Annotated in this window: 13 protein-coding genes and 1 pseudogene; 6 read left to right on the top strand and 8 right to left on the bottom strand. The window is 55.8% G+C overall.

What is annotated here, in order from left to right:
- A pseudogene (locus K419_RS0102480) lies at window positions 1-193 on the bottom strand (IS5/IS1182 family transposase); the annotation flags it as partial.
- 195 nt (window positions 194-388) lie between these two features.
- Here K419_RS0102480 and K419_RS23425 point away from each other — a divergent pair.
- The 3 genes from K419_RS23425 to K419_RS21465 all read left to right on the top strand — a co-directional run bounded on the left by K419_RS23425 (window position 389) and on the right by K419_RS21465 (window position 2782).
- Complete coding sequence (locus K419_RS23425) at window positions 389-619, top strand: hypothetical protein (RefSeq protein WP_156912166.1); 231 nt, start codon at window positions 389-391, stop codon at window positions 617-619.
- A gap of 689 nt (window positions 620-1308) precedes the next feature.
- Window positions 1309-2076 (top strand): hypothetical protein, encoded by a 768-nt coding sequence (locus K419_RS0102475; protein WP_026840173.1) that lies wholly within the window; start codon window positions 1309-1311, stop codon window positions 2074-2076.
- 172 nt (window positions 2077-2248) lie between these two features.
- Window positions 2249-2782: a GNAT family N-acetyltransferase gene (locus K419_RS21465; protein ID WP_084154086.1), complete on the top strand. Its 534-nt coding sequence runs from the start codon at window positions 2249-2251 to the stop codon at window positions 2780-2782.
- A 78-nt stretch (window positions 2783-2860) separates the two neighbouring features.
- Here K419_RS21465 and K419_RS0102465 read toward each other — a convergent pair whose 3' ends face one another.
- The 6 genes from K419_RS0102465 to K419_RS0102435 all read right to left on the bottom strand — a co-directional run bounded on the left by K419_RS0102465 (window position 2861) and on the right by K419_RS0102435 (window position 7495).
- Window positions 2861-3184, bottom strand: coding sequence for a type II toxin-antitoxin system RelE family toxin (locus K419_RS0102465; RefSeq protein ID WP_035496761.1), 324 nt, complete (start codon window positions 3182-3184; stop codon window positions 2861-2863).
- On the bottom strand, window positions 3171-3428 hold the full coding sequence (locus K419_RS0102460) for a type II toxin-antitoxin system prevent-host-death family antitoxin (protein WP_035496760.1): 258 nt from the start codon (window positions 3426-3428) through the stop codon (window positions 3171-3173). Before K419_RS0102460 ends, K419_RS0102465 begins: the two co-directional genes overlap by 14 nt.
- Before the next feature lie 125 nt (window positions 3429-3553).
- Window positions 3554-4927 carry a cbb3-type cytochrome c oxidase subunit I gene (locus K419_RS0102455; RefSeq protein WP_026840170.1) on the bottom strand — a complete coding sequence of 458 codons (1374 nt, stop codon included), beginning with the start codon at window positions 4925-4927 and terminating at the stop codon, window positions 3554-3556.
- A complete protein-coding gene (locus K419_RS0102450; protein ID WP_012529681.1) occupies window positions 4924-5640 on the bottom strand; it encodes a c-type cytochrome in 717 nt (238 codons plus the stop codon). Before K419_RS0102450 ends, K419_RS0102455 begins: the two co-directional genes overlap by 4 nt.
- Window positions 5641-6037: 397 nt before the next feature.
- Window positions 6038-6769, bottom strand: coding sequence for an iron-sulfur cluster repair di-iron protein (gene ric / locus K419_RS0102440; RefSeq protein WP_026840169.1), 732 nt, complete (start codon window positions 6767-6769; stop codon window positions 6038-6040).
- Between the two features lie 303 nt (window positions 6770-7072).
- Window positions 7073-7495 (bottom strand): bacteriohemerythrin, encoded by a 423-nt coding sequence (locus tag K419_RS0102435; RefSeq protein ID WP_026840168.1) that lies wholly within the window; start codon window positions 7493-7495, stop codon window positions 7073-7075.
- A 254-nt stretch (window positions 7496-7749) separates the two neighbouring features.
- Here K419_RS0102435 and K419_RS0102430 point away from each other — a divergent pair, with 254 nt between their 5' ends.
- Window positions 7750-8640, top strand: a complete 891-nt coding sequence (locus K419_RS0102430) for a divergent polysaccharide deacetylase family protein (RefSeq protein ID WP_318842525.1) — start codon at window positions 7750-7752, stop codon at window positions 8638-8640.
- A 98-nt stretch (window positions 8641-8738) separates the two neighbouring features.
- On the opposite strand, the gene K419_RS0102425 is transcribed toward K419_RS0102430, so the two are convergent.
- On the bottom strand, window positions 8739-10112 hold the full coding sequence (locus K419_RS0102425; protein ID WP_026840166.1) for a ParA family protein: 1374 nt from the start codon (window positions 10110-10112) through the stop codon (window positions 8739-8741).
- Between the two features lie 311 nt (window positions 10113-10423).
- On the opposite strand from K419_RS0102425, the gene xseA reads away from it, so the two are divergent.
- Together xseA and K419_RS0102415 are read left to right on the top strand one after the other, a co-directional pair.
- Window positions 10424-11800, top strand: a complete 1377-nt coding sequence (gene xseA / locus K419_RS0102420; protein WP_026840165.1) for an exodeoxyribonuclease VII large subunit — start codon at window positions 10424-10426, stop codon at window positions 11798-11800.
- Window positions 11801-11883: 83 nt separating this feature from the next.
- On the top strand, window positions 11884-12111 hold the full coding sequence (locus K419_RS0102415; RefSeq protein ID WP_026840164.1) for an exodeoxyribonuclease VII small subunit: 228 nt from the start codon (window positions 11884-11886) through the stop codon (window positions 12109-12111).
- Window positions 12112-12200 lie beyond the last annotated feature (89 nt).

The following is a 12200-nucleotide window of genomic DNA, read 5'->3' as shown; positions in this document are numbered from 1 at the left end:
CCTTGAGCAGCTTTTCCGGCGGGATGGACGGCCTACCAGCAGAGGCATAAATGCTGTCAAAGAGCTTGTCCATTCCAGCCAAGGCGTCATCAGCCATCTTCCTGATGGACCGGAGGGGATGATCCTTGGGAACGAAGGATTCGGGGGTCACATATGTGAAAAGAGCTTCTGTCTTATTGTCCTCGCCGCGCATAACATTCCTTTGTGATTGCAATGTGTTACGCGCCGTAGTGTACCATAAAACTGCTCTTTTCTGTACTTAGTTTTTCAACAACCTGCTAGAAGAACTATATAAAGACACAGCCAACACGCCACTGGAGCTGTCTCGCTGACACTCGCAGCTCAGCGGCAACCCGTTGGACAAAAATGAATAAATCTGAGGGTTCGCATGACAGAAGATGGAAAGCAAGGGCAACACAAAGGATGGCTTAGCCTAGTCAGTTCTCTCCTTTCATGGGTGCCAGCTGAACTTAGGGAAATGGTGGGCATGTTTATCGGAATATGCCTCTTTGTATCAGTTCCGATGATATTTATTGCGGGAGGAAAGCTAATAAAAAAGCTGATCGAAAAACCAGCTGCCGCTGACAATTCTTGTTGGAAGCTTCAATCGCTTCAGTAGTACACCAGGGTTTGGCAAGATGAAATGAAGATGTTCCAACCCTCGTGTGGACTCTGTCGAGGTAGGAAATCCAACACCAAGAGATACTAGAAAAAAAGCTTGCTCGCAGAGAATTCGAGCATAAGTTTTAATTTACTTTCAAGGGAACAAGGGGATGTCCATGCCTTCATGCGTTTCTATCTATCTACCGCCAAGAACCGCATCAACGCATGGACGTCCCCTCCTACACCCGCGGTACGGTTACGACCCGGAGCGCAGGCGTCAGGCTGAAGACCGTGGAAATCGTCGTGTAGGGAAAGCCCTGGCGTCCCCGTGCCCGCTTCAGCGAAGAGGACATGTAAAGGTCGTGGTTGCCTACTCGAAGCAGACCTTGGTGCCAGGCTGAAAGTTGCAGGCGGGATGGGATACGGAAGACAGGCTTTGGAAGGTTCGCTACGGCTCCATTCGCGGCACGGAACGGCCGTGCAGGATTTTTTGATGATGCCCAGAAGATCTTCGGTGTAAATGCATCCTCAATTTTGTATCTCATATAAGATGCCAGCATCCTGTATGAGATGCAGTGTCTAACTGGTCGACTACGAGTTGGCTGAAAAATCTTTCAAGAGGGTACCATGAAAATATTATCCTTGCTGCTCCCATTATTATTCATTGCGATCAACGCCCATGCTCTTGAAACATCGGTGTAAAACATGCTGTTCACTAAGGACAATGTGGGGAAAATTGATTACATTAAGTTGTCAAATAACAAAAGGTTTAAGGGCAAACCTTCTAAAGTTGAAACATACAAAGACTCCCCTTTGGTTTACAATTATTATGGAAATGTAACTCTTGACGGGCTGAGCTTGCAAATAGCATGTATTCGCAAGAATGACACTGTTTTTGAACGAATTGAACTGTTTTCTGACAACAAGCCAGACAACGTTAATGCGTTAAAAAACAGCATGATTGCTGCTTACGGCAACTCATTTGTTAGGAAACAAAGTAAATTGCGAACTGATCCCGAGTACTATATAACATTTGATACATATCAGTGGACTATTGGACAGTCTCGCATACAGTTTGATGTAATGTCAAAAACTACACCCGAAACTAAGGAACCATTGATATTTTACGGAAGCGTTAGCTACAGTGATTTAGATAAGCTGAAAAAGATTAATCCTATAACATACATCACATGTTCTTCAGATATGATCAGCTTAAATGGAAACATAACAAAACTGGATGATATTATTCTCGGAATTGACGAGGATAACAATAAAGTATTAACAGACGACAATTTTGATTCGGTGTACAAGCTGAACGGAAATTTTTTGAAGTTAGAAAAAAATGAGTCCTATAAGACTAGGATAATAATTGATAGAACAAGCGGCCGTGTGTCTGGTTCTATTGAAAATGACAAATCTAGATATTCGATACACGGAACATGTACAAGGCAATCTAACGCAAGATTGTTTTGAACCAAGGAAATGCGTATTTGATTTAAGATTTTTTTTGGCTCAAAGGCGCGCCGGCTTGAGAAGGAAGGTGGGTGCCAGGTCTTGAAATATAAGGTGCTTTTGCTACGACTCCCGAACCATTGACTCAATAACATCCAATACCTCTCAACTACATAGTTCGGACAACCATGACATGACACTTATAAGACCAGCAAAGATGGATGAGCTGGACACGTTGCTCGACATCGTTCAAGCGGCAACTCGTCACATGGAAGCCAAAGGGATTCATCAGTGGGATGACATCTACCCGGACAGAGCGATATTGCAGACTGACGTTGATTCACAACACATGCATGTGATTGAGGTTGATGGACGAATCGTCGGCATGATCTCGATCAATGATTCACAGTCGCCCGAATATCAAGACGTCAAATGGAAGTACTCCGGCAGAGTACTCGTAATTCACCGTCTTACCATCGACCCTTCTCATCAACGCCAAGGAATGGCCACACGTTTGATGGATTTTGCTGAAAAGACCGCGGAGAAACAGGGCTACGAAACGATTCGATTTGATGCGTTCACGCAGAATCCCGGTGCAACGGCACTTTATGGACATCTGGGATATGAAAAAGCCGGCACTGTCCGATTCAGGAAAGGGGTTTTCTTCTGTTTCGAAAAACAGGTAAAAAAGCCGGTGGCAGAGGGAGGTTTGGCGGGCAGATCTTAGTGCACCGGTTCAGTAAGGTGTAGTGTCATTGCGACTGCCGAAAGAGGGGAAGCTATTGGAGTCGCTACAGGAGTATGTTCATTTAAGAAGCCTGGCTATTGCAGCGTGATATGCCGCCAAATCTTCCCTGCGATCGACGGCTAACACGAGAACGACGAGAACGTCATCCTCAACTGTATAAACCAAACGGTATCCCTGCTTTTGTAACTTTATCTTATAGCATCCCCTCAGGTCGCCATGCAGTTCCGCACCTGGCACGTGTGGGTGCTCAAGACGTTTTTTCAGTGCCTTGCGCAAAGGTTCTTTGATGCTGCCGTCAAGCGCTTGCCATTCCTTGAGAGCATCAGGCACAAATTTGAGGGAATACTTGGGCTCCCCCTTGCCTGGCTCAGACGGTGTCAATGTCAACCTCTACAGCCTGGTCTTTTTGTGCTAGCCGGTGGCGGACTAGCTCGCTCAGCTCTTTGTCGGAAAGGGCTTCGACAAGAGCCTCAAAGATCTTTGGGGTTACCATGTAAAATGCCGGACGGTTGTGGTTAAGGATAGCCACTGGTTTTTCACCGGCAGTTCGCAGAACCTGTGCCGGATTTTTTTTGAACTCCGACATGCTAACAGAAAGATCAGCATAGATAGTATCGACGCGCATAACCACCTCCTATGATTAGCTCTAAATATAGAGCCGATTTCAGAGTTTATCAAGGCTTTATGAAGGGTAGTTTTTGCGCAATCGAAAGGTGCGCCAGGTCTCACGACCTGGCGCTTTTTTAGGAGCTAAATATTGGCGGCGGGGGTGACGACTACCTCCTCGGCGGGCTGCTTGTCCGACGGCTTCAGCGTGAACAGGTGCCAGATGGTGGTGAGGACGCCTCCCAGGAAGATCAACCCGACGCCGAAGGCGATCCTGAACCAGAGCATCATGGTCTGCTGGGCGGTGCTGTAGCCTATGTCGAGGAATCGCTCCAGGTAGGTCTGCAATATCCCGGCTATGCCGAAGACGAGCCCCAGCGTGAACATGGCGATGGTGGTGATCCAGAACCCCCACCGGCCGGCGGTGTCGTGGTACTTCGTGATCCCCTTCAGGCGCGGCATGGCGAAGTAGAAGATGGTCAGGTTCAACAGGGCATAAGCACCGAAAAAGGCGAGATGCCCGTGGGAGACGGTGATCTGGCTACCATGGGTATAGCGGTTGACGGGTGGCAGGGTGTGCATGAATCCCCAGAGCCCGGCGCCGACCAGGTGGTAGATGGCAAGCCCCACGATGTAGTACCAGGTGAGCGGATTGACGATGGGGTTGCGGCGCTCCCGAACGTGCATCCAGGTGTCGACCACCATGAGCACGATGGGAAGCGGTTCCAGGGCGCTGAAGATGCCGCCCCACCAAAGCCAGTAGTCCGGAGCCCCGATCCAGTAGTAGTGATGGCCGGTTCCCACTATGCCGGTGAAGAGGAAAAGCCCGGTCTCGACATAGAGCCATTTCTCCACTACCTGGCGCTCCACCCCGGTCACCCGCATGATGATGTACGCCATGATCGATGCGGTGACTATTTCCCAAGCCCCCTCCACCCAGAGATGGATCACCCACCACCAATAGTAATAATCCGTGTTGAGGTTGCGGTAAAAAGGCATGCCGAAGAGGTACATGAGCGCCAGGAAGGTGACCCCGCCCAAAAGCATCCACTGCAGCGCGGTCTTTACCTTCGCCTTCATGATGGTCATGGCGACGTTGGCTATGAACAGGAGCGCCGCGACCACGATGAGGGCGTTCAGCGGGAAGGGGATCTCCAAAAGCGGCTTCCCGCGGGTCCAGCCGAATAAAAAGCCGATCACGGCGGTGACCGCCGCTGCCACGAAGATGATCAGCTGCAGGTAGGCGATCTTCGTGCTGTAAAGCTCGCGGTCGCACTCGGGCGGGAGTATGTAGTAGGTCCCCCCCATGAAGCCGAGCAGCATCCAGGCCACCAGGGTGTTGGTGTGGATTTCGCGGGCGGTGCTGAAGGGAAAGACGTTGACCAGCTCCTGCGGCAGCGTGAAGGCGTAGTTGATGGAGAGCCAAAGCCCCATGATGACCTGCAGGATGAACAGCACCAGGGCCAGACGGAAGTACCAAAGCGAGACGCGCTGGCTCTCGAATTCGATCGTCTTCATTGGCTCACCTCCTTGTGGCTTTTAAGGCTCAGCAAGAAATCCGCGATGGTGCCGGCAGTCTGCAGGCTCACATCCTGCGGCGGCATGGTCACACCCGGCCGCACCGATTGCGGATTGATCATGTAATTGATGAGAGTCTGCCGGTCGTAGGTGATGCGGTTGGCAATCTCGGTGAGGTCTCCTCCCACGTTGCGCCCCTGATGCTCGAAGGTATGGCAGCCGCCGCATGCCTGCAGCACCAGGTGCACCTTGTCCAGCTTCTGCGGCTGGGACTCCCTGAGCTTGTACGCCTCGACGAACTTCTCGTCCTGCGGCGGCCACTTTCGGTTATCTATTTCAGCCGTCCAGCGCAAGAAGGCGATAAGCTGCCTTGTTTCGGGCTCTGTTATCCCTAACTGCGGCATCTTTCTGAAGGAGTTCTTGTACATCACCTCCGGGTGCTGAACGATGGAGGCGATGTTGTTTTCGCCCAGCCGGTAGAAGGCCTTGGTCATGTCCGGGGCGTAATAGCCGCCGAAGCCCAGGATGGTGTGGCAGTCGTTGCAGTTGTACTTGTGCCAGACCTTTTTCCCGGCCACTACCTCTTCGCTAAGTTTGTCGGTGTGCGTGTACTTCGGGGTTTGCAGGTGAAAATCGTAGGTCATCCAGAGGAAGATGGCGGCTGAGATGAGGGTTCCCAGCCAGAAGATGAGACGAGCCGTTTTTCCGGTCATGCGTCCTCCTTGGTTCGTAGTTGCCAAACTCTAATGATTGCGGCAACAGAAGGATACACATGGGGAGTGTGATGTCAACCGGATCAGGGCTTAAAGTGGCGGAAGCAAAGGCCGATTGTGGTATTTCATGCGACTCGGAAGAGGGGGCGCGGGGTCGGTGCGGCTAATGATGAAGATTATTCCCGGTCACGGGAACGGGCACGGCACTTCAGGGGGCAGAGGGAAACCGCGATGAGAACCAGCCAGAGGGAGGCGACGGTAGCGACTACGAAAAACATGATTTTCTCCTTTTTGTCCAGGATATGATGGCACCTTACCCCACCCCCTGACCCCCTCCCGCCAGGGGAGGGGGCCTTTACGGGCTTGGGGATGCGGGCAAGTGGAGCTTCATCTTGACTTACACCCTTGCCGCCTTGGGGAAGAGGATGTTGTTCTCCAAATGAACGTGCTTGTGCAGGTCGTCTTCGAATTCCTTCAGCTTCTCATAGGTCACCATGAAGGTATTGCAGACGTCCCCGGGTACGGTGTAGTCGTTGGCGAGCCGCCGTATCTCGTGCACCGCGGCTCCTACCTCGTCATGCTCGTGGCTCAGGTCTGCCAGGACTTCCTTCAGACCGGCTACTTCCTGCGCATCGGCGCTGGTTCCTTTTGCCTTCAGCTCCGCAAGCCGCTTGATCGCCGGGAAGAGTTTTTCCTCCTCCTTTTGCAGGTGGAGCACCATGTCTGCCCCCACCTTGCGAAAAATGGCGGCGATCTCCACCACTTCGGGATGGTTGGCGCCATGCACTTCGGCGATCTTCTGAGCGTAGGCCGTGATGGTCGGGATGCTTTCCTTCAGGTAGACATGGTGCGTGTTGACGATGTAGTCAGCCAGAAACGGGAGTTCCCACGCGTCGTAATTCTGGCTGCGGTCCAGGGGGCGCGCCGCCGCTTCTTCCAGTTCACGCCGCAGGGCCTGCGGATCGACCCCTTTGTCGCGGCAGGCCGCGTCCAGAGGGACGTTCCCTCCGCAGCAGAAGTCGATACCATATTTTTCCAACACGCCGGCGGCGCGGTAATCCCTGGCCACGACGGCGCCAACGGTTTCCGAATCGGTTGCTTCAACAGGAATCTTTGCTGTTTTCTCCATGGTCGGTCTCCTTTGCACATCCGGAAATAGGTGCGCTTCTTCTTGCAGCTCTGATAGTAACACCGACAGGGTTAAGAATGTATGATCCAGATCAAGAAAAGGCATAAGGACGTTCAACGTTCAACGTTCGACGTTGAAACGCCACACCTTGGATATGTGAAAGGGAAGATAACGGGGGGAGGCAAGACAGTTCAACGTTCGAGCCTGGGTATGAGAAGGGGACGGTAGGGGGTTGAAGAAGCGGGAGGTGGCCGCGGGTAGATGCCGGCTTTTGCTTTGTCTGGGGCCGCGCGGCGGCGCCAGCTATGCCGAGACGTATCCTGCCGGCCTTTTGTTGATGAAGTCGCCGATGGCGCGGTCTTCGGTGGAGATGTGCTGTATCAGCCACGAGGTTATGAAACTGGTCATAGCGGTGACCAGCGCCTGGTTCAGGCCTTCCGCCTTTAGGCGCTCCTTCAACTGGTTGATCTGGTCGATGAAAGCCTGGTGCTTCTGCCGGTGGGCCGGGAGTGCAGGATAGCCTGCCTGCAGCATCAGTTTCTCTTCTTCCTTGAAGTGCGTGACGGCATACGCTTCCAGAAACCAGAACATCTGCAGCGTTTGGTCGGTATTGCCGTTGGCCGCGTAGGTGTTCAGGAAGCTGTTGAATTTGTCAAAGAGAAGCTTGTGCTGAATGTCTATCTCTAAGACGCCGATGCTGAGGTTTTCCTGCCACTCTGCCGCCATATTGCCTCCTGCTAATGTTCCAGTAAACAGCCCTACTCTTATAGCGCATGATCTTGTCGCTTATCAAGGTTTAATGTTGTGCTGGTCTGGTCCGAAGTACGCGCCTCACAGCTCAAATGATTTGCATTGTCTGCGACGATCATGCTATTTCCCTGTCGTTGTTTATAAAGAGACAGTGGCGGAGGTAGGTTTTGGCAAAAAAGGGCAGGTCGGTAAACAGACGTAAACCTTCACCGGGGGGGGGGCGCAGGCCTTTGGTCGCGTTGATCGCGGTCGCCATCGTCATCGCTCTTGCCCTGTTCTTTTTGGAGAAGAGCCGCAAGGAGCCGGCACCGGCCGCGCCGGCAAAGGTCGAAGCGCCGGCGGTAACCTCTCCGCATCTCCCCATTCCCGAACATGCGAAGCCGGTGCAGCAAAAGCTCTCCACCGCCCAGGCCCAGGCTCCCAAACCCCATGCCGCCGTTGTCCCCCGTGCGCATGGGGCCGGGCGCGTCGCCATCATCATCGACGACATGGGGAGCAGCATGCAGGAACTGCAGACGCTGCAATCCATAGGCCTACCCATCACCTATTCCATCATCCCGAGCCTTCCCCGCGCGCGGCAGGTGGCCGATTCCGCGCACGCGGCAGGAGCGGAGGTGATGGTGCACATGCCCATGGAGCCGGAGGGATATCCGAAGCAGAAGATGGAAAGTATCGGGCTTTTGGTGACCATGGACGACGCCGAGATAGCGAAGCGGGTGAGCGATTACTTCAGCCGCGTGCCGCACGCCGTGGGGGCCAACAACCACATGGGGTCGCGCTTCACGCAGCATGCGGACAAGATGGAGGCGGCGCTCGGGGTCTTGAAGGAGAAGGGGGTGTTCTTCATCGATAGCAGGACTTCGCCCGCCTCGGTCGGCTACCAGACCGCCCGCGCCCTGGGAATTAAGGCGGGGACCCGGCAGGTGTTCCTGGACAACGTGCAGGATGAGGGGGCGATAGGAAAGCAGCTTTTCGAGGCCGCCGCAGTCGCCAGGAAAAGGGGCGGGGCGATAGCCATCTGCCACCCGCACCCGGCGACCCTGCGCGCCCTGAAGGCTTACCTGCCGGAGTTGGCCAAGACCGGCATCACCTTCGTCTACGCCTCCGCTTTGACCAGCTGAAAAGCCATCACGCAAAGCCGCAAAGGCGCAAAGAACGTCAAAACCCTCTAGCGGGGTCTTGGCGTCCTTTGCGCCTTTGCGTGAGTAGCTTCCGGTTTTTAAAGCTGTTCCGAGATCCTCTTTTTCAGCTTCGCCATCTCGCGATAGTTCTCGTCCACCAGGATGGAGGCGGGGTTGTCGCCGTTCACTGGGTGAACCATCAGGAAGGCGTCGCGCAACTCCCCTTGATATCCCACCAGGGTCCCGTCCAGGATCCCCGAAAAGCCGTCGCGCTGCGGCGAGCGCGCCAGCGGGTATTTCTTCTTCAACAGCTCGCTCCCGGTGAGGTCGAAACGGTGGAAGTCGATGCTGCCCGGCTCGTTGGCATCACCGGGGTTCAGCACGAACACGGACTCCAGCGCGGTCTGGTGAATCATCATCCGGGTCGGGTCGTCGGTGGGAAGTTCCCTGTCGATCTTGAAGATGGTGGAGATCAGGAAGCCGGTGAAGCAGTCCGCCTCCATGAAGCCGCTCGCGGCTCCGTCCGAGCTCTCGCAGTAGTAGGAAACCTGTGACCCCTGCTTCAGTTCCTTTCCGCAGACCATGCATTGGCTCTTAAGCCCGGAAAGCCTCCCGAAGTACTCTTCCTTCTTGCGCTTGTTCTCTTCGTTTTGCCACTTGTCGTACAAAAGGGCTCTCGGCTCCTCGGTCTGATAGTACTCGTTGAGGCAGGTCTGTCCCAGCGCGGTGAACTGGCCGTAGACGTCGGTGCCGCGCCCGTGGGTGAGGATCGGGTAAATCTTCCCTTCGGGGTTCGTGTTGAGGCTTTCCACCTTGGGGCTCTTGGAGATGAAGATATCGAGGCAGCGGAAGCCGCGGTTGATGGCGAAGGCCTTGAGGAGCGTCTTTTGGTCCTTGAAGAGCCCCTCGAACTTGATGCGCTCGTCGATCAGGCAGGGGATGAGCGACAGGCTCTTGCGGTCCAGTCCCCTCTTGTCGAACAGCTCGAAGATGTTCCTGCAGTTGTCCATGCTCGCCATGTCCTTGATCGGGACCAGAACCCGGTCCGCGGCGTAGAGCGCGTTCTGGGTCATGACGTCGAGGTCAGGGCGGGTGTCGACGATGAGGATGCCGGGGATCTCCGACAGGGCCAAAAGCCGCGCCAGCACCATCGGACCCCTGAGCGACGCCTTGAGGCTCGGGAGCGAGGTGGAGGAAGGTATGTAGTTCACGCCGTACTGGCCTGTGTGCAGAAGGTCGACGCCCCTGGTCTCCAGGAGCAGGTCGGCGACGGAGCCGCGCAACTGCTGCCCCTTGATGGAGAACATCTTGTCGATGGTGAAGTGGTTGTCGAAGGAGAGGATGGAGACGGGAAGATTCTCGTCCAACCCCTTCAGGAAGATCGCCAGGTTGGTCGCCAGAGTGGTCTTGCCCACGCCACCTTTTTCAGAGGAAACGGTTATTACATAAGGGTAATTTTTCATGGCGCGCATACTAACATCGACACGGCGCGACGGTCAACCGGTTTGACAGTGTCAGAAGGCCATGGTAGAACGGCGGACGTGACAGGCACAATCAGAGGGCTTTGACAGTGTGGATTTAGCTTTATCAATCAGACGAACTTGCCTGTGCTTCCCTCTGACAAATGCGGCTCCCCTGTGTTTCCATTTAAACTGATCTCCGTCCATACCCTCTCCCTCTGGGAGAGGGTGCCACCCCTCACCCCTGCCCCTATCCCAGAGGGCGAGGGGATGGACCTGCTGCGGCGCACAGGTCGCAACATTTCCGCAATCCGGAGGTTTCAGTGCAACTTTTCAAGGAACGGCGGGTCCTCACCGTGAGCGCGCTCACCGCGCTGGTGCGCGGGCTTTTGGAGGAGAATTTCGAGCAGGTCTGGGTCGAGGGGGAGATCTCCAATCTCGCCTGCCCCCAGTCGGGGCACTGCTACTTCACCTTGAAGGATGCCGGCGCCCAGATCCGCTGCGTCATGTTCCGCGGCGCCTTCCGCTCCCTCAAGTTCACCCCCCGCGACGGCATGCGCATCCTCACCCGAGGCAGGCTCACACTCTTCGAGCCGCGTGGCGAATACCAGCTGGTGGCCGATTACCTGGAGCCGCAGGGGATCGGCGGGCTGCAGATGGCCTTCATCCAGCTTAAGGAGAAGCTCGCCAAGGAGGGGCTTTTCTCGGAGCTGCACAAAAGGGAGATACCGAAGCTGCCGCGCCGCATCGGGGTGGTCACCTCGCCCACCGGCGCCGCCATCAGGGACATCCTCACCGTCTTAAACCGCCGCTTCACCAACGTGGAGCTGCTTATCTCGCCGGTACGGGTGCAGGGGGAGGGGGCGGCCCGTGAGATCGCCGACGCCATCGACGACCTGAACCGGGTGGGGAACCTCGACGTCATGATCGTCGGCCGTGGCGGTGGCTCCCTTGAAGACCTATGGGCCTTCAACGAGGAGGTAGTGGCTCGCGCCATACACCGCTCCAAGGTCCCGGTGATCTCTGCGGTGGGGCACGAGATCGACTTCACCATCGCGGATTTCGTAGCCGATCTTCGGGCCGCCACGCCTTCCGCCGCTGCGGAGATCGTCGTCGCCAGCAAGAAGGAGCTGACCGCGGAGGTGGAGGCGCTCACCCACAGGCTCCATGTCTCGCAGCAGCGCCGCCTGGAGCGCTCCCGCGCCCTGGTCACCGCCTTGAGCCGCGCCATCACCGACCCGAGCCGGGTCCTCGGGCACCTGGCGCAGCGGGTCGACTCGCTCGACGCCCGGCTCACGCGCGAGGCGGGGCTCATCCTGGACGACGCTTCCGAGAGGATAGTGACTCTCACCGCGCGGCTGTCGCGGCAAACCCCGGCGCTCACGCTAAAGCGTTGGGAGGAGCGGCTTGCCACGCTTTCGCTGCGCCTGGACCACGCCATGACCCGGCGCCTCGCCTTGGCCGCGGAAAGCGTAGGTCTTGCCACCGGCACGCTGAACGCCGTTTCCCCGCTGGGCACCCTTTCCCGCGGCTACAGCATCACCAGGAAACTCCCCGCCCGTTCGGTAGTCACCAGCAGCCGCCAGTTGGCCCCCGGCGACCGCGTCGAACTGAGCTTCGCGGCTGGTTCGGCGCTTTGCACCGTGGAACAGGCGCACAAGGAGAGTGATTCCTTGACGGCATCCCCACGATCAGTATAATAGGCGATCACTTTTTAATAATTCTCGCCGGCCTGCGGCGTTAATGTCCGTAGAGGCAGGGCTAGAGCTACGAGAGGGTACTCATGGCAGTGGAGAAGTTCGAGACCGCGCTGAAAAAGCTAGAGGACGTGGTGAAGAAGCTAGAAGGTGGCGAGCTCTCCCTGGAGGAGTCCCTGAAGGCGTTCGAGGATGGGGTGAAGTTTTCCGCCTTCTGCAGCAAAAAGCTGAACGAGGCCGAGCGGCGGGTGGAGACCCTCGTCAAGCAGCGCGACGGCAGCTTCGTTACCAAACCATTCGAGGGAGAGGAATAACCGTTTCAAAAACTGAGGTTGAGGGGGAACCGTTCCTTTTGAGTCCCCTCCCCTGGAGGGGGAGGAGAATTGACTCGGCCTCCCCCCTG

The organism is Citrifermentans bremense R1, from assembly GCF_000426865.1.
GTDB classification, from domain to species: domain Bacteria; phylum Desulfobacterota; class Desulfuromonadia; order Geobacterales; family Geobacteraceae; genus Geomonas; species Geomonas bremensis.
Note: the sequence above shows the minus strand (reverse complement) of the source record. Positions and strands in the feature narration are given on the sequence as shown.

Coding starts and splice junctions, on each gene's coding strand:
- K419_RS0102475 (WP_026840173.1), top strand. CDS start 1,309: ATGCTGTTCACTAAGGACAATGTGGGGAAAATTGATTACATTAAGTTG.
- K419_RS0102455 (WP_026840170.1), bottom strand. CDS start 4,927: ATGAAGACGATCGAATTCGAGAGCCAGCGCGTCTCGCTTTGGTACTTC.
- K419_RS23425 (WP_156912166.1), top strand. CDS start 389: ATGACAGAAGATGGAAAGCAAGGGCAACACAAAGGATGGCTTAGCCTA.
- ric (WP_026840169.1), bottom strand. CDS start 6,769: ATGGAGAAAACAGCAAAGATTCCTGTTGAAGCAACCGATTCGGAAACC.
- K419_RS0102415 (WP_026840164.1), top strand. CDS start 11,884: ATGGCAGTGGAGAAGTTCGAGACCGCGCTGAAAAAGCTAGAGGACGTG.
- K419_RS0102450 (WP_012529681.1), bottom strand. CDS start 5,640: ATGACCGGAAAAACGGCTCGTCTCATCTTCTGGCTGGGAACCCTCATC.
- K419_RS0102460 (WP_035496760.1), bottom strand. CDS start 3,428: ATGCGCGTCGATACTATCTATGCTGATCTTTCTGTTAGCATGTCGGAG.
- K419_RS21465 (WP_084154086.1), top strand. CDS start 2,249: ATGACACTTATAAGACCAGCAAAGATGGATGAGCTGGACACGTTGCTC.
- K419_RS0102435 (WP_026840168.1), bottom strand. CDS start 7,495: ATGGCGGCAGAGTGGCAGGAAAACCTCAGCATCGGCGTCTTAGAGATA.
- K419_RS0102425 (WP_026840166.1), bottom strand. CDS start 10,112: ATGCGCGCCATGAAAAATTACCCTTATGTAATAACCGTTTCCTCTGAA.